Raw genomic sequence first — 15,825 nt, forward strand, 5'->3', positions numbered from 1 at the left:
CGCGCGCCCAGTACGGCACGAGTCAGCTGATCTTCAGCCCCGAGTTCCTGCGCGAGGGCAAGGCGCTGCACGACAACCTGTATCCGAGCCGGATCGTGGTCGGCGAGGACTCCGAGCGCGCGCGCGTCTTTGCCGGCCTGCTGCAGGCCGCCGCGATCAAGACCGACATCCCGCTGTTGTTCACCGGCAGCACCGAGGCCGAGGCGATCAAGCTGTTCGCCAACACCTACCTGGCGCTGCGCGTGGCCTATTTCAACGAGCTCGACAGCTACGCCGCCAGCCACGGCCTGGACACGCGCCAGATCATCGACGGCGTCTGCCTCGACCCGCGCATCGGCAGCCATTACAACAACCCGAGCTTCGGCTATGGCGGCTACTGCCTGCCCAAGGACACCAAGCAGCTGCTGGCCAACTACCAGGATGTGCCGCAAACGCTGATCAGCGCGATCGTCAGCGCCAACAGCACGCGCAAGGACTTCATCGCCGACGACATCCTGCGCCGCCAACCCAAGGTGGTCGGGGTCTACCGCCTGGTCATGAAGGCCGGCAGCGACAACTTCCGCGCCAGCAGCGTGCAGGGCGTGATGAAGCGGCTGAAGGCCAAGGGCGTCAAGGTCATCGTCTACGAACCGGTGCTCGAGCAGGACGATTTCTTCGGCTCCGAGGTGGTGCGCGACCTGGGCCGCTTCAAGCGCGACTGCGATGTGATCGTCGCGAATCGCCAGACCGCTGATCTCGACGATGTGAGCCAGAAGGTCTACACGCGCGACCTGTTCGGCAGCGACTGACGGGATCCGCTAAAAACTGATACAGCTGGCAAGGGATAAAATCAATTTCCCTTGTTTTCAGCCAGCACCGCCATGCCCGCTCCCTCGAAACCGGCGCCCAGCGCCCGCCCAGGCCGGGCTGCACAGGCTGTTCCCCGCCACTGGTGGGGGCTGGCGCTGGCCTTGATGCTGGCCGGTGCGCTGCTGCAAGGCTCGCCCTGGAACCAGGCGGCCATGCTGTGGGGCAATGGGCTGGGGCTGCTGCCCGATACGGTCTGGGCCGGGCTGACGCTGCTGGCCTTTGGCTGGTCGGCCTTGATCCTGGTGGCCGGGGCTGACCGCGGGGCCGAAGGCGGCCGGGCCGTGCTGCTGGCCTTCCTGCTCGGCGGCGGACTGGCGCAGGTCCTCAAGAACTGGTTCGCCCAACCCAGGCCGGGACTGGTGCTGCCCGAGGGCGCATTGCATTTCATCGGCAGTCCGGTGCTGGGCAGCCCGGCCATGCCGTCGGGTCACGCGCTGGCCGCGTTCAGCATCGCGACGCTCTGGGTCTGCCTGCTGCGCCGCGACGGCCGGCCGCAATGGCTGCAGGCACTGGCCTGGGCGCTGGGTGCGGCGATGGCGTTTTCGCGCGTCGCGGTCGGCGCGCACTGGCCGGCCGACATCCTGGTCGGCGCCGGCCTCGGCATCGCGGTCGCCGCGCTGTGCTGGCAACTGCAGTCAGGCTGGCTGCGTCAGGGCGGCTGGATGTCGCTCTGGATTCCGCTGGCGGTCGAGCTGCTCGGCGCGCTGGCCGCCTTCACGGCACGCGAAGGTTACCCCGAGGTCCAGGCGCTGCAATGGGCGCTCGGCCTGGCCGCGCTGGCCAGCGCCGGCTGGCGGCTGGCCAGCCATCTGGGTCAACGCCGCAGCCACGGCTGATGGCGGCCGACAGCGACAGCAGGCAGTGACACAAGGCAGCGATGAGCGAACCACACAAGAAATCAGGCAAGAAACTCTGGCTCAGCCTGCTCGTCACGCTGGTGGCCGTGCTCGCGCTGGGCTGGATGCTGCGCCAGGTCGACTGGCAGCAGGCGGCGCAGGCCGGCGCGCGCGTGCCGCTCCATGTCTGGCTGCTGTCGGCGCTCGGCATGGCGGCCAGCCATCTGCTGCGCGCAGGCCGGGTGCGCGCCGAATGGCGCAGCCAGCTGCGCATGGGCTGGCGCGAGGCCTGGGGGCTGATGGTGCGCCACAGCGCCTGGGTCGTGCTGGTGCCGATGCGCGGCGGCGAAGCGATCTATGTCTGGGCGCTGCACCGCCAGGGCGGCGTGCCGCTGCGCCAAGCCGGCTTGAGCCTGCTGCGGCTGCGACTGCAGGACATGGCGGTGCTGGCGGTGCTGGCGCTGGCCTTGTTTGCACCCTTTGACTGGCCCTTGCGCCTGCTGCTGCTGCTGGCCATGCTGGTGGCAGCGGTCTGGCTGCTGCCCATGGTCTGGTTCATCGCGCAGGAGCGCGCGATCCGCCGCAGCGGCGAGAGCGGACGCAAGCTGCCCGCGCCGGCCTGGGCCAGCTGGGCCTATGCGGTGTCGAACTGGGTCGTTAAACTCGCCGCCATCGCCTGGCCGCTGCTGAGCCTGCTGCCGCTCGACTTCGACGCCGCGCTCAAGGGCGCGGCCGGCGGCGAATTGGCCGCCGCGCTGCCGGTGCAACCACCGGCCGGCTTCGGCCCCTACGAGGCGGGCGTCATCGCCGCCATCCGCAGCGCAGCCGAAGTCGCCTGGAGCGATATCGCCGTCGCGGCGCTGGTCGTGCATCTGCTCGCACTGGCCGTCACGGTCGGCTCGTCGGTCCTGGCCCGCCTGCTGGGCTGGAGTCACCGCGACCTGCGCCTGCCCCATTCCGGACCTGGTCCGGCCTGACAACACAAGATTGCTATCCATGTCCGAACCGACCTTCCTCCTGCCGCCCCACCGTCTGTCGGTCGTGGTGCCGATGTACAACGAGAAAGACAACGCCAAGCTGCAGATCGACGCGGTGCAGGAAGCGCTGCAGGACTACCCGCAGCCCTGGGAGCTGATCGTGGTCGACGATGGCAGCACCGACGGCACACCGCGCGCGCTGCGCCAGCGCGCCGCCGAACTCGGCAACCATGTCCATGTGGTCGAGCTGCGGCGCAACTTCCGCCAGACCGCCGCGATGCAGGCCGGCATCGACACCGCGCGCGGCGACGTGATCGTGACGATGGATGGCGACCTGCAGAACGACCCGCGCGACATCCCCAAGCTGGTCTCGCGCCTGCTGAACGAGGACCTCGACATGGTCGCGGGCTGGCGTCAGAAGCGCCAGGACGGTTTCCTGCTGCGCAAGCTGCCCTCGATGATCGCGAACCGGCTGATCCGCAAGGTTTCGGGGCTGGAGTTCAAGGATCTGGGCTGCAGCCTGAAGGCCTTCCGCGGCGATGTGCTGCGCCAGGTCCGCCTCTATGGCGAGATGCACCGCTTCATCCCGGCCTGGCTGGCCACCGTGACCTCGCCGGGCCGCATGGCCGAGGAACCGGTGCGGCACCATGCGCGCCGCATGGGCGAGTCCAAGTACGGCATCTCGCGCACCTTCCGCGTCATCGTCGATCTGCTGGCGATGCATTACTTCCTGCGCTTCGGCACCCGCCCGGGCCATTTCTTCGGCGGTTTCGGCCTGATCCTGTCCGCGATCGGCGGTCTGATGCTGGCCTATCTCGGCGTGCTCAAGCTGCTGGGCGAGGATGTCGGCGGCCGACCGCTGCTCTGGCTGGGCTTCTTCTCGGTGCTGGCCGGGGTGCAGATGCTGACCACCGGCGTGCTGGCCGAGATCCTGATGCGCAGCTACTTCGACCAGTCCGGTGCGCGTTCCTACCAGGTGATGCGACCGGACCCGCGCAGCACCGAAGAGGGCTGGCATGACCAGGATGCTGCCGATGCAGCCGTCTGAGCGGGCGGCACCCCGGCTCTGGGCCGTGGCGCTCGCGCTGGTCCTGCTCTATCTGTGGCAGCTCGGCGCGGCACCGCTGTTCGATGTCGATGAAGGCGCTTTCTCCGAGGCCACGCGCGAGCTGCTGAGCTCGGGCGACTGGGGCCACACCACGCTCAACGGCACCGACCGCTTCGACAAGCCGATCCTGGTCTACTGGCTGCAGGCGGCGTCTATGGCGGTCTTCGGTGTCAACGAGTGGGCAACCCGCCTGCCGTCGGCGCTGTGCGTGCTGGCCTCCACCTGGGCCGCAGGCCGCTTTGCCGCCCGGCGCTGGGGCCAGCCCACGGGTGCGCTGGCCGCGCTGGTGCTGGGCAGCGGCCTGGGCCTGCTCTCGATCGGCCGCGCCTCGACCGCCGACGGCCTGCTCAACGCGCTGCTGGTCGCGATTTCGCTCTCGCTGTGGCAGTTTGCCGAAAGCGGCGCGCGCAAGCCCTTGCGCTGGGCCTATTTCTGGTGCGGCCTCGGGCTGCTGGCCAAGGGGCCGGTCGCGGTGATCGTGCCGGGTGGCGCCTTGGTGCTGTGGTCGCTGTTCAGCGACCGCGGCCGCACCGCGCTGCGCGCGGCCTGGGAGCCGCTGGGCTGGCTGATCGCACTGGCGGTCGCGCTGCCCTGGTACCTGTACGCGCTGAACCGCCACGGCCAGGCCTTCATCGACGGCTTCTTCCTGAAGCACAACGTCGAGCGCTTCTCGGGCACGCTCGAAGGCCATGGCGGCGGCTTCGCCTACTACCTGGTCGTGCTGCCACTGCTGCTGCTGCCCTGGTCGCCGCTGCTGGTGGCCGTGCTGGCGCGGGCGCGCGAGCTGTGGCGCGAGCCGCTGGCGCGCTTCCTGCTGATCTGGGCCGGCTTCGTCTTCCTGCTGTTCTCGGCGTCGGGCACCAAGCTGCCGCACTACATGCTGTATGGCGTGGCACCGCTGGCGCTGCTGATGGCGCGCCAGCTCGGGGCGATCGGCCGCTTCGGCCGCGCCGCGCTCTGGTCCGCGCTGGCCTTGCAGCTGGCGCTGGCCGCCGCGCTGCCGACCCTGCTGCCGGCACTGGCACCCCAGGTCAAGGATGTCTGGGTGCGTGGCCTGTTCGAGACCGCCCCAGGCGCTGGCTGGCTGCCGCTCTGGACCGGGCTGGCAGCTGTGCTGGCCCTGGCGGCGCTGCTGCTGCGCCGCTTCGACTTCGGCCAGCGCTACGGCGCCGCCGTGCTGGCGGTCGCGCTGCTGTGGGTCGGCGCGGTGATTCCCTGGCTGTCCGACACGCTGCAGGGGCCGTTCAAGGCCGCCGGCGTCTGGGCCAGCGGGCGCAGCGAGACCATGGTCCAGTGGCGCATGCACCAGCCCAGCTTTGCCTATTACCGCGGCATCCCGACGCCGCAGCGTGATCCTGCGGCTGGCGAACTCGCGCTGGTCAAGCGGCACCGGCTGGGCGATTTCCCCTACCCGCATGAAGTCGTTTTCGAGCAGCGCGGCCTGCTGCTGGTACGCCGGCTGACGGAGCCGCAGCCATGATCGGCAGCCGGCTCAAGCCAGCGCTGGCGGTCGCGCTGGGTCTGGCGCTGCTGCTGGCCTGGCGCTGCTGGCAGGTGCTGCACAGCGGCGCCGGCCTGCATGTCGACGAGGCGCAATACTGGTACTGGTCGTCACGACCGCTGGACTGGGGCTATTTCTCCAAGCCGCCGCTGCTGGTCGGGCTGATCCGGCTCTCGACCGATTTATTCGGCCACGGCCTGCTCGGCGTCAAGGCGCTGACGATGGTGGCCTGGCTGCTCGCCTCGGCCGTACTCTGGCGCCTCGGCGCCGCGATGGGCAGCGAACGCGCCGGCCTGATCGCCGCCGCGCTGCTGGCCGCGACACCGGCTTCCGGGCTGCTGGGCCTGAGCGCCACCACCGACTCGGTGTTGATGCTGTTCTGGTCGCTCGTGATGTGGGGCAGCTGGCGCGCGGCGCATGCCGAGGGCGCTGTGGCCTGGCGCTGGTGGGCGCTGACCGGGCTGGCGCTCGGGCTGGGCCTGCTGTCCAAGTACACCGCCGGCGCCTTGAGCCTGTCGGCGCTCTGGCTGCTCTGGCGCTGTCCGCCGGCCCGGCGTGGCCAGCTGCTGGCCGGGCTGGCACTGGCCGCCGGCATCGCCATCCTGCTGCTGCTGCCGCACCTGTTCTGGAACATGCACAACGGCTGGCCGACGCTGCACCACACGCTCGACATCACGGTCCAGGGCGGCGCGGCTTCAGCGGCGGACCGCGCAGCCGGCTGGGGCCACAAGCTGGGCTCGGCAGCCGAATTCGGCCTCGGCCAGTTGCTGCTGCTCGGCCCGGCCGGTCTGGCGGTGCTGGCGCTGGCCTGGAAGCGCCGCCACCAGCCGGTCGCCCAGCCTGCGACGACCGCAACGCCCGCGCTCTGGTCCGCACTGGGCTACGCCTGGGCTTTTGCCTGGCCGCTGCTCGCGCTCGGGCTGCTGCAGGCCCTGCGCGCCAAGGCCCAGGTCAACTGGGCGCTGCCGGCGCTGCTCGGCATCTGCCTGGCAGCAGGCTGGCTGGCGGTACGCAGCAAGATCTCCGGCAAGGTACTGGCGACCTGGGTGCTGGCCGGCCTGCTGCTGTCGGCGGCGATCGCGCAAGGCGGCGACCTGCGGCGCTGGATCGGCCGCCCGGCCGCAGCCGGCAAGCCGGCCTGGGACATCTGGAGCCGTATGCGCGGCTGGCACGAGGCACTCGGCGCGCTGGCACCGGCGCTGGCGCCGCATCGCGACCTGCCCTGGGTCACCAGCGACCGCACCCTGCTGGTCCAGACCGGCTACGAACTGCGTGCGCTGCAGCCTGAGCTGCGCTCGTGGAGTCCGGGCGGCCAGGTGCGGCACCATTTCGACTGGAAGCAGCCGCTGCGCCCCGAGGCCGCACCGGCAGCACTGGTCTTCCTGGGCGACGAAACGCCTGACGCCGCCCTGCTGGCCCTTTATCCGCTGGCCCGCCCGCTGGCAGCGGTCGAATCGGGCCGGGTCCGGTTGCAGGCCTGGCTGCTGGAGCGTCCTGGCACCGCGCTGGCCACCCTGACACCGACCGGACAACACCCATGAGCGCCACCCGCCGCGAAACCCGACTCTGGCTGGCGCTCTTGCTGGCGCTGCTGCTGATCTATGTCGTCTGGCCCGGCCTCGACCTGCCGGTCAGCGCCTGGTTCTATCGCCCCGACAGCGGCTTTTGGGTCGACGACCAGCCCTGGGTGCAGGCGGTGCACCACACCGTGCCCTGGATCGGCCGGCTGCTGCTGGTCGGCTCGCTGGCCGGCTGGCTGCTTGGAAGCTATGGCCGTCGGCCTGGACTGCGCCAGCTGCGCCGGCCAGCCGCCGCCCTGTTCCTCGGCCTGGTGTTCGGGCTCGGACTGCTGGCACATGGCGCACTGAAGGAACACTGGGGCCGCGCGCGCCCGCTGCAGGTGAGCCAGTTCGGCGGAACAGCCGCCTACACCCCGCCCTGGCAACCGGCGACGCAATGCCAGCGCAACTGCTCCTTCGTCAGCGGCCACGCCGGCACCGGCTTTGCACTGATCGCGCTCGGCACGCTGGGCACGGTCCGCAGCCGCCGGCGCTGGCTGATCGCGGGCTGGAGCACCGGCCTGCTGCTGGGCGCGCTGCGCATTGCCCAGGGTGGACATTTCCTGTCCGACGTGCTGTTCGGCGGCCTGTTGCTGTGGGGCACCAGCCTGGCCATCCGCGCGTGCTGGACCCGCTGGCGCCTGCGGCGCTGGCATAAGCTGCAGCCCATCAACACCAAAAAGGCTACGACATGAAAATCCTGCTCACCGGCGCGGCCGGCTTCATCGGCATGCACGCGGCGCTGCGCCTGCTGCAGCGCGGCGACGAGGTGGTCGGCATCGACAACATCACGCCCTATTACGAGGTCAGCCTCAAGCGCGCGCGCCTGGCCCAACTCGCGGCCTATCCCAACTTCCGCTTCATCGAACAGGACCTGGCCGACCTCGCAGGTGTGCAGGTCGCCTTGGGCGACTGGAAGCCGCAGCGCGTGCTGCACCTGGCGGCCCAGCCCGGCGTGCGCTATTCGATCGACCACCCGCATACCTATGCCCAGGCCAATCTGGTTGCGTTCCTGAACGTGCTCGAACTCTGCCGCCACTGGAACGTCGAGCACCTGGCCTATGCCAGCAGCTCGAGCGTCTATGGCGCCAATGCCCAGCTGCCGTTCAGCGAGGACCATTCCGTCGATCACCCGGTCAGCCTGTACGCCGCGACCAAGAAGGCCAACGAGCTGATGGCGCATACCTACAGCCACCTGTACCAGCTGCCGACCAGCGGCCTGCGCTTCTTCACGGTCTATGGGCCCTGGGGCCGGCCCGACATGGCACCGTTCAAGTTCGTCAAGGCGATCACTGAAGGCCAGGGCATCGACATCTACAACTATGGTCGCCAGATGCGCGACTTCACCTATGTCGACGACATCGTCGAATCGACGCTGCGCGTTCTCGACAAGCCCGCCACACCCGACGCGGACTTCGACCGCCAGCAACCGCGCAGCTCGACCAGCTTCGCGCCCTATCGCGTCTTCAACATCGGCAACGCCGACCCGGTGCAGCTGATGGACTTCGTCGGCACGATCGAGCAGGCCGTGGGCCGCGAAGCCGACAAGCGCATGCTGCCGGCCCAGCCCGGCGACGTCGAGGCCACGTTCGCCGACACGAGCGCGCTGCGCGACTGGATCGGCTTCCAGCCAGCGACGCCGCTGAAGGACGGCGTGGCGCGCTTCGTCGACTGGTACCGCGGCTACTACGGCCATTGAGGCGCTGCGGAACCGGGTCATGCCGGAACAAGAACCGCAAGTTGAACTCCGAACGTTACCCGCATGTCATATCGGTCCCGGATAATGAGATAGCGGAGTCACCGCAATGTCACGGACAAGAAACCCGCCGCTTTCCTGAAGGAATCTCATGCCCCAGCGCGCCACCAAAATCGTCGCCACCCTTGGTCCCGCCTCCAGCGATCCCGCCCTGCTCGAACAGATGATCCGTGCCGGCGTCAACGTCGTGCGGCTGAATTTCTCGCACGGCAAGGCCCAGGACCATATCGACCGCGCCGAGATGGTTCGCGCGGCGGCCAAGCGTGCCGGCGTCGAGGTAGCGATCATGGCCGACCTGCAGGGCCCCAAGATCCGGGTCGGCAAGTTCGCCGATGGCAAGGTGATGCTGGAGGATGGCGCAGCGTTCGTGCTCGACGCGGCGCGCAGCGAGCCGGGCGACCTCGACGGCGTGGGCCTGGACTACAAGGACCTGCCGCGCGATGTCAAGGCCGGCGACCGACTGCTGCTCAACGACGGCCTGATCGTGCTCGAAGTCACGCGGGTGGCCGGCGAGGCGGTGCACACGGTGGTCGTGATCGGCGGCGAGCTGTCCAACAACAAGGGCATCAACAAGCAGGGCGGCGGCCTGACCGCGCCGGCGCTGACCGGCAAGGACATGGACGACATCAAGACCGCGATGGGCCTGAAGGCCGACTATGTCGCGGTCAGCTTCCCGAAGACCGCCACCGACATGGAGCTGGCGCGCCAGCTGTGCCAGGTCGCGGCACCGGCCGGCCACAAGCCGGGCCTGATCGCCAAGATCGAGCGCGCCGAGGCCATCCCCGAGCTCGAGAACATCCTGCGCGTCTCGGACGGCATCATGGTCGCACGCGGTGACCTGGCGGTCGAGGTCGGCAACGCCGCCGTGCCGGCACTGCAAAAGCGCATGATCAAGCTCGCGCTGGCCAACGACAAGGTCGTGATCACCGCGACCCAGATGATGGAAAGCATGATCACCAACCCGGTGCCGACCCGCGCCGAGGTCAGCGACGTCGCCAACGCGGTGCTCGACGGCACCGACGCCGTGATGCTGAGCGCCGAGACCGCCGCCGGCAAATACCCGCTGCAGACGATCCAGGAGATGGCCAAGATCTGCGAAGCGGCCGAAGCCGCCGACAGCTACGAGCTCGAGGCCGACTTCACCGGCAAGACCTTCGACCGCATCGACCACACCATCGCGATGGGCGCGCTGTTCACCGCCAGCCACCTGGGCGCCAAGGCCATCGTCGCGCTGACCGACTCGGGCTCGACCGCGCTCTGGATGAGCCGGCACAAGGTCGCGATGCCGATCTACGCCGTGACCTCCAAGCTGTCGGCCCAGCGCAAGATGGCGCTCTACCGCAACGTACGCCCGCTGCTGATGGACACCAGCGCCGACCGCGACACCGCGCTGCAGCAGGCCGAACAGCATCTGAAGGATCGCGGCATCGTGCAAAGCGGCGATGTCTACGCCATCACCTGCGGCGAGCCGATGGGCACGCCGGGCGGCACCAACATGCTCAAGATCTGCCGCGCACAGTAAAGCCAGCGCCAACCCCGGACTGAAGGGGTCGTCAGTGCAGTCGGCGTGAGTGCCGCTGGCCCAACTGCAAACGGCGAAGCACAACAACGATGGCGCGCAGACATGAATGTCGTCGCACGCTATCCACATCGACCGGCCGGACCAGTTCCCGTGCCTGTGACCTGCTTGATAGAAAAACCGAAGTCCCGCCTGCGGCGAATGAAGACGAGACGTCGAATCGTCTCACTCGACCACGGCAGGCTGCCTCCGGTCCCAGGGCGCCACATCGCCCCCGAACCGCTCTGCCAGAAACTCGATGAGCTTGCGCAATGGCTGCGGTTGATGTCGGCGCGAGAGGTAGACGGCCTGGATGTCCAAGGGGTCTACCGTGTACTCGGGCAGGACGACCCGCAGTTGCTTGCGCGCGAGTTCCTCCGTGACATAGTAGGTTGGCAACATGGCGATACCCGCTCCCGCCAGCGCTCCAGCACGAATGATGGAGGTTTCGTTCGCCGTCAGCACCGCGTGCGTACTGACGGTGGTGGTACTGTCACCGCGTCGCAGCTTGTACGAGGGCGCAAACCCTGCGCTGTGAACGACGCAACGGTGCCTCTCCAGGTCTTCGGGCTTCTTGGGAACACCAGCGCGCGCCAGGTACGACGGTGATGCACACAAGACCGAGTGACACACCGCGAGCCGCCGCGCGACCAGGGTATCGTCGATGCGGTTGCTCAATCGGATGGCCAGGTCGATGCGGTCCTGCACCAGGTCGACGGTGCGGTCGACCATCATCAGGTCGATTTCGACCTTGGGGTATTCCTGCTGGAAGTCGACGACCGCCGCCGTCAGCTGCGCTTGCGCGAACGAGGGCGAGGATGTGATGCGCAGCCGCCCCTGGACCTCCCCTTGCTGGCTGGCCTGCGCATGGACGTCGTCGGCGAGCGCGACCATCTCCCTGAAGCCCTTCAGCGCTTGCTCGCCAGCATCGCTCAGCGCGAGCTTGCGCGTGGTGCGATGGAGTAGCCGCACCCCCAGCCAACTTTCCAGCCCTTCCAGGTAGCGGCTCGCCATCGCCCGGGACATGTCCAGTGCGTCAGCCGCCGCGCTGATGCTGCCGCGGTCCACGATTTCGACGAACACCCGCATTGCGGTGACACGGTCCATATGTTTGCTCGATTCAGTTGACAGTCATGCCGAACAAGTGAAGTTTATCTTCATGGCAAGAGCAAATAAAGTTCATTCATCGACAGCTCGTTGCTGCCGCCAAGGAGAACCGAAATGTCCATCGCTCGCACTGTTTCCAGCCTCGCTGCCGTCGCTCTTGCCCTGTCCACCACGGCGGCTAATGCGCAAACGGCTCCCCTGACCTTGAAGGTCCATCACGCCGACGCCGACAGCTTCAACGTCAATGCCGTGCTCGTGGCCGGCAAGACCGACGCAGTGCTGTTCGACGCCGGTTTCACCCGTGCCGATGCGCTGCGCATCGCCGCCATGGTGCTCGACAGCCGCAAGACGCTGAAAACCATTTACATCAGCCAGCCGGACCCGGACTACTACTTCGGCATCGACATCCTGAAGTCGTACTTCCCGGACGCAAAGGTCGTCGCGACCGCTGCCACCGTCAAGAAAATCGAGGCGACGCTGCCGACGAAGCTGGGCTTCTGGCCATCGAAGATGGGCGCCAACGCCCCCAAGTCCGTCAGCCTGCCCGAGGTGCTGGTCGGCAACACGCTGACGCTGGAGAACGAAGCCCTCGAAATCCGTGGCACGGACGACCGGCTGCCCCACCGCAGCTACGTGTGGATTCCCTCCATCAAGGCCGTGGTCGGTGGTGTCAACGTGTTCGCCGGCTTGCACGTCTGGACTGCCGACGCTGCCAGCGCCGAAGACCGCGCCGCGTGGTCCAAGAAGCTGAGTGACATCGCCGCGCTCAAGCCGGCCGTCGTTGTGCCGGGCCACGCGGCAGCTGGCGCTGCCCAAGACGCTTCGCAGGTCGCCTTTACGCAGACCTACCTGCAGCGCTGGGACGCCGAGCTGAAGAAAGCCAGCGACAGCGCCACGCTCATCGGCGCCATGAAGGCGGCCTATCCGACCGCAGGCCTGGGCATCGCCTTGGAAATCGGTGCCAAGGTCGCCACCGGCGAGATGAAGTGGTAACCCCATCCACGCAAGGAACCTTCATGAACGCCTTCAACCTGCCCCCCAAGTCCGTCGTCTATGTCATGGACGCCTACTGCGGCTGGTGCTGGGGCTTTTCGGAGCGGCTGGGCGAGTTCGAGGCCGCCAACCGCCACCGGGTGCCCTTCACGGCCATCAGTGGCGGCTTGTTCGTCGGCGAGCGGGCCAAGCCCATCGCCGCCTATCCTCACATCCCCGAGGCCAATGCCCACATCGCCCGCCTGACCGGCGCCGTCTTTGGCGATGCGTACAACGGCTTGCTCAAGGACGGCCATCTGGTGATGGACTCGGTGGACGCCGGCGCCGGACTGGCAGTGCTTCGTGCGCACGCGCCGACAAGGGCTGTGCACTGGGCCCATGAACTGCAAGCCGCGTGCTACGACCGAGGCCTCAGTCTGTCGGACCCGGCCACGATTGCCGGTATCGCAGCGGCCAATGGTCTGGACGAGGCCGCCGTGCTGCGCGACCTGAAGAGCGGCGCAGGCCAAGCGCAGGCGCAAGCCGACTTCACGTTGGCCCGTCAATTGGGTGTGACGTCTTATCCGACGCTGCTCTTCGTTGACGGCGACAGCGTGCACCCGCTCCGCGCGACTGGCACGTCCTTGAGCATGCTGAACGACAAGCTGGACGCGCTCCTGGTTTGACGCCAACGCGACAGGCTCATGCTGTGAGCCAGCCAAGACGCATGATGGTCGTTCGACCAGGAGGCACACCATGCCGTGCCGAAACGACAGGAACGGCCCGCGATCAGGAGGCCTTACAGGCCTGCGGCATGTCATGGGCTGATAGCTCTGCGACGCTAGAATGGATGGATAGACCTGCCCGGAAAACTCCCGGTCACTAGGCCCCGCTTTTCAAACTCCACAGGAAAATCCCCATGGCTCTCGTCTCGATGCGCGAACTGCTGGACCATGCTGCTGCCAACGGCTACGGCATTCCGGCCTTCAACGTCAACAACCTGGAACAGTTCCAGGCCGTCATGGAGGCGGCGAAGGAAGTCGGCGCTCCGGTGATCCTGCAGGCCAGCGCCGGTGCGCGCAAGTACGCGGGCGAGCATTTCATCAAGCACCTGATCCAGGCAGCGGTCGAGGCCTATCCGACCATCCCGCTGGTCATGCACCAGGACCACGGCCAGAGCCCGGCGATCTGCCAGGGCGCGATCGACCTGGGCTTCTCCTCGGTCATGATGGACGGCTCGCTGATGGAAGACGGCAAGACCCCGGCCAGCTTCGAGTACAACGTCGACGTCACGCGCCGCGTGGTCGAGCTGGCGCACAAGCTCGGCGTCTCGGTCGAGGGCGAACTCGGCTGCCTGGGCAACCTGGAAACCGGTGAAGCCGGCGAGGAAGACGGCATCGGCGCGGTCGGCAAGCTCGACCACAGCCAGATGCTGACCGACCCCGAGGAAGCGGCCCAGTTCGTCCAGGCGACCCAGCTCGACGCGCTCGCGATCGCGATCGGCACCAGCCACGGCGCCTACAAGTTCAGCCGCAAGCCCACCGGCGACATCCTGGCGATCTCGCGCGTGAAGGAAATCCACGCCCGCATCCCCAACACCCACCTCGTGATGCACGGCTCGTCGAGCGTGCCGCAGGACCTGCTGGCGATCATCAACCAGTACGGCGGTCAGATGAAGGAAACCTACGGCGTGCCGGTCGAGGAAATCCAGGAAGCGATCAAGTACGGCGTGCGCAAGATCAACATCGACACCGACATCCGCCTCGCGATGACCGGTGCCGTGCGCAAGTTCCTGTTCGAGAACCCGGACAAGTTCGACGCCCGCGAATGGCTCAAGCCCGCGCGCGCCGCGGCCCAGGCCCTGTGCAAGCAGCGCTTCCTCGAATTCGGCTGCGAAGGCCAGGCCGGCAAGATCAAGGGCCACAGCCTGCAGGTCGTAGCATCCCAATACGCCGCCGGCCAGCTGACCCAGGTGGTCAACTGATCCAGACGCTGGAGCAGCTGCGCGCCGGCGCGCTCGCCGGTGCCAGCCGGCTCACGCTGCGGGCGGGGCTGACCGAGTTCCCGCGCGAGATCTTCGACCTCGCCGACTCGCTTGAAATCCTGGACCTGTCGGGCAATGCGCTGAGCGCGCTGCCCGAGGACCTGCCGCGCCTGCACCGGCTACGCGTGCTGTTTGGCTCGGACAATCCGTTCACCGAGCTGCCCGCGGTGCTGGGCCGCTGCGAACAGCTCGAACTGGTGGGCTTCAAGTCCTGCCGCATCGAGCAGGTCCCTGCCGCCGCGCTGCCGCCCCGGCTACGCTGGCTGATACTGACCGACAACCAGATCGAAGCGCTGCCGCCCGAGATCGGCCGCTGCGCCCGGCTGCAGAAACTCGCGCTGGCCGGCAACCGGCTGCAGGCGCTGCCGGCCGAACTGGCAGCCTGCCACAACCTCGAACTGCTGCGGATTGCCGCCAACCGCCTGACCGAACTGCCGGCCTGGCTGCTGGAACTGCCCCGACTGACCTGGCTGGCCTATGCCGGCAATCCCTGCTGCCTCGAGCAGGAACAGGCGACGCTGACGCAGAGCCCGATCGCCGCCATAGCCTGGCAATCGCTGCAACTGCAGCAGATCCTGGGCGCCGGGGCTTCAGGAGTGATCCACCTGGCCGAGCAGCGCCAAGACGATGCGACCCGGCAGGTGGCCGTCAAGCTGTTCAAGGGCGAGATGACCAGCGACGGACTGCCGGAATCCGAAATGGCTGCCTGCCTCGCGGGCGGCGACCATCCGCACCTGATTCCGCTGCTAGGCCGGATCGAAGGCCATCCGCAAGCCGGCCAAGGTCTGGTGATGGCGCTGGTCAGCGCGCAATTCCGCAGCCTGGCCGGTCCGCCCAGCCTGGACTCCTGCACGCGCGACATCTACCCTGCCGACAGCCGCTGGAGCCCGGCGATCGCGCTCAAGCTGGCCAGCAGCATGGCCTCGACCCTGGCCCATCTGCACGCCCGCGGCGTGCTGCATGGCGACTTCTATGGCCACAACATCCTGCATGACGGCAGCGGCCAGGCGCTGCTGGGCGACTTTGGCGCCGCTACCCTGCTGAGCGGCTTGCCAGCGCCTCTGGCAGCGGGACTGCAAAAGCTCGAAGTGCGCGCCTTCGGCTGCCTGCTGGAGGAACTGCTGGAACGCACAGTCCCCGCCGCAGGCGACGACCTGCTGCTGGCCCGACTGACCGCATTGCGCGACGCCTGCCTGGACCCGCTGCCAACCAGCCGGCCCGACTTCAAGACCCTGGTCGCAGCACTGACTCAGCGGTAGTGACCGCCGCGCCCCGGCACAGGCTCAGCAATACCCCCACCCTGCACGTCCAAGCGCCAGCCGACATAGCGTGGACAAAAAAAGAGCCCCACGAGGGGGCTTGGAAAGCCTTGCGGCTCGTCGCCAGGGAGGTGAGCGACGGGGACGAATCCCGGCTGCAAATTTACTACAAATCCTTTTGATTCGCCAGCAATTTCATTTCATTTTTTCAATAGATTCAAATTAATCACATTATTCATGGTATGGCCACTGACAGTCATTGCCAGGCTGGCAGCAACAGGCCTAGCTTGGCTGGGCGC

General features: G+C 67.8%; 14 protein-coding genes. 13 read left to right on the forward strand and 1 reads right to left on the reverse strand.

The window, feature by feature from the left end:
• The 9 genes from C6P61_RS11475 to pyk all read left to right on the forward strand — a co-directional run.
• Window positions 1-788: nucleotide sugar dehydrogenase (locus C6P61_RS11475; protein ID WP_105730073.1), on the forward strand; the 788-nt coding region annotated here is incomplete at its 5' end.
• Window positions 789-860: 72 nt separating this feature from the next.
• Window positions 861-1,685, forward strand: coding sequence for a phosphatase PAP2 family protein (locus C6P61_RS11480; RefSeq protein WP_105730113.1), 825 nt, complete (start codon window positions 861-863; stop codon window positions 1,683-1,685).
• 41 nt (window positions 1,686-1,726) lie between these two features.
• Window positions 1,727-2,662 (forward strand): lysylphosphatidylglycerol synthase domain-containing protein, encoded by a 936-nt coding sequence (locus tag C6P61_RS11485; protein ID WP_105730074.1) that lies wholly within the window; start codon window positions 1,727-1,729, stop codon window positions 2,660-2,662.
• A gap of 19 nt (window positions 2,663-2,681) precedes the next feature.
• Window positions 2,682-3,710 (forward strand): glycosyltransferase family 2 protein, encoded by a 1,029-nt coding sequence (locus tag C6P61_RS11490; RefSeq protein ID WP_105730075.1) that lies wholly within the window; start codon window positions 2,682-2,684, stop codon window positions 3,708-3,710.
• Window positions 3,679-5,250, forward strand: a complete 1,572-nt coding sequence (locus C6P61_RS11495; RefSeq protein WP_211296972.1) for an ArnT family glycosyltransferase — start codon at window positions 3,679-3,681, stop codon at window positions 5,248-5,250. Before C6P61_RS11490 ends, C6P61_RS11495 begins: the two co-directional genes overlap by 32 nt.
• Window positions 5,247-6,812 (forward strand): ArnT family glycosyltransferase, encoded by a 1,566-nt coding sequence (locus C6P61_RS11500; protein ID WP_105730077.1) that lies wholly within the window; start codon window positions 5,247-5,249, stop codon window positions 6,810-6,812. The genes C6P61_RS11495 and C6P61_RS11500 overlap by 4 nt, the downstream gene beginning before the upstream one ends.
• Window positions 6,809-7,525 (forward strand): phosphatase PAP2 family protein, encoded by a 717-nt coding sequence (locus C6P61_RS11505; protein WP_105730078.1) that lies wholly within the window; start codon window positions 6,809-6,811, stop codon window positions 7,523-7,525. The genes C6P61_RS11500 and C6P61_RS11505 overlap by 4 nt, the downstream gene beginning before the upstream one ends.
• Complete coding sequence (locus C6P61_RS11510) at window positions 7,522-8,529, forward strand: NAD-dependent epimerase (RefSeq protein ID WP_105730079.1); 1,008 nt, start codon at window positions 7,522-7,524, stop codon at window positions 8,527-8,529. The genes C6P61_RS11505 and C6P61_RS11510 overlap by 4 nt, the downstream gene beginning before the upstream one ends.
• Window positions 8,530-8,677: 148 nt before the next feature.
• Entirely contained in the window at window positions 8,678-10,108 is a 1,431-nt protein-coding gene (gene pyk / locus C6P61_RS11515; protein ID WP_105730080.1) for a pyruvate kinase, read from the forward strand.
• Between the two features lie 222 nt (window positions 10,109-10,330).
• Here the strand turns inward: pyk and C6P61_RS11520 are convergent, their stop codons facing one another.
• Window positions 10,331-11,251, reverse strand: coding sequence for a LysR family transcriptional regulator (locus C6P61_RS11520; protein WP_105730081.1), 921 nt, complete (start codon window positions 11,249-11,251; stop codon window positions 10,331-10,333).
• A gap of 114 nt (window positions 11,252-11,365) precedes the next feature.
• Between C6P61_RS11520 and C6P61_RS11525 the strand changes: the two genes are divergently transcribed.
• The 4 genes from C6P61_RS11525 (at window position 11,366) to C6P61_RS11540 (ending at window position 15,526) form a co-directional block, all read left to right on the forward strand.
• Entirely contained in the window at window positions 11,366-12,244 is an 879-nt protein-coding gene (locus C6P61_RS11525; RefSeq protein WP_202428116.1) for an MBL fold metallo-hydrolase, read from the forward strand.
• Window positions 12,245-12,267: 23 nt separating this feature from the next.
• The gene (locus C6P61_RS11530; RefSeq protein WP_105730082.1) at window positions 12,268-12,909 is read left to right on the forward strand and encodes a DsbA family protein; all 642 of its coding nucleotides are present in this window, start codon (window positions 12,268-12,270) and stop codon (window positions 12,907-12,909) included.
• Between the two features lie 233 nt (window positions 12,910-13,142).
• Window positions 13,143-14,207, forward strand: coding sequence for a class II fructose-bisphosphate aldolase (gene fba, locus C6P61_RS11535; protein ID WP_105730083.1), 1,065 nt, complete (start codon window positions 13,143-13,145; stop codon window positions 14,205-14,207).
• A complete protein-coding gene (locus tag C6P61_RS11540; RefSeq protein WP_105730115.1) occupies window positions 14,204-15,526 on the forward strand; it encodes a leucine-rich repeat-containing protein kinase family protein in 1,323 nt (440 codons plus the stop codon). The genes fba and C6P61_RS11540 overlap by 4 nt, the downstream gene beginning before the upstream one ends.
• Window positions 15,527-15,825: the final 299 nt, after the last annotated feature.

Source organism: Malikia spinosa (genome assembly GCF_002980625.1).
Classification (GTDB): Bacteria; Pseudomonadota; Gammaproteobacteria; order Burkholderiales; family Burkholderiaceae_C; genus Malikia; species Malikia spinosa.

Excerpts from the sequence above, each read along its gene's own strand:
- C6P61_RS11480 (WP_105730113.1), top strand. The coding sequence starts at position 861 with ATGCCCGCTCCCTCGAAACCGGCGCCCAGCGCCCGCCCAGGCCGGGCT.
- C6P61_RS11485 (WP_105730074.1), top strand. The coding sequence starts at position 1,727 with ATGAGCGAACCACACAAGAAATCAGGCAAGAAACTCTGGCTCAGCCTG.
- C6P61_RS11490 (WP_105730075.1), top strand. The coding sequence starts at position 2,682 with ATGTCCGAACCGACCTTCCTCCTGCCGCCCCACCGTCTGTCGGTCGTG.
- C6P61_RS11495 (WP_211296972.1), top strand. The coding sequence starts at position 3,679 with ATGACCAGGATGCTGCCGATGCAGCCGTCTGAGCGGGCGGCACCCCGG.
- C6P61_RS11500 (WP_105730077.1), top strand. The coding sequence starts at position 5,247 with ATGATCGGCAGCCGGCTCAAGCCAGCGCTGGCGGTCGCGCTGGGTCTG.
- C6P61_RS11505 (WP_105730078.1), top strand. The coding sequence starts at position 6,809 with ATGAGCGCCACCCGCCGCGAAACCCGACTCTGGCTGGCGCTCTTGCTG.
- C6P61_RS11510 (WP_105730079.1), top strand. The coding sequence starts at position 7,522 with ATGAAAATCCTGCTCACCGGCGCGGCCGGCTTCATCGGCATGCACGCG.
- pyk (WP_105730080.1), top strand. The coding sequence starts at position 8,678 with ATGCCCCAGCGCGCCACCAAAATCGTCGCCACCCTTGGTCCCGCCTCC.
- C6P61_RS11520 (WP_105730081.1), bottom strand. The coding sequence starts at position 11,251 with ATGGACCGTGTCACCGCAATGCGGGTGTTCGTCGAAATCGTGGACCGC.
- C6P61_RS11525 (WP_202428116.1), top strand. The coding sequence starts at position 11,366 with ATGTCCATCGCTCGCACTGTTTCCAGCCTCGCTGCCGTCGCTCTTGCC.
- C6P61_RS11530 (WP_105730082.1), top strand. The coding sequence starts at position 12,268 with ATGAACGCCTTCAACCTGCCCCCCAAGTCCGTCGTCTATGTCATGGAC.
- fba (WP_105730083.1), top strand. The coding sequence starts at position 13,143 with ATGGCTCTCGTCTCGATGCGCGAACTGCTGGACCATGCTGCTGCCAAC.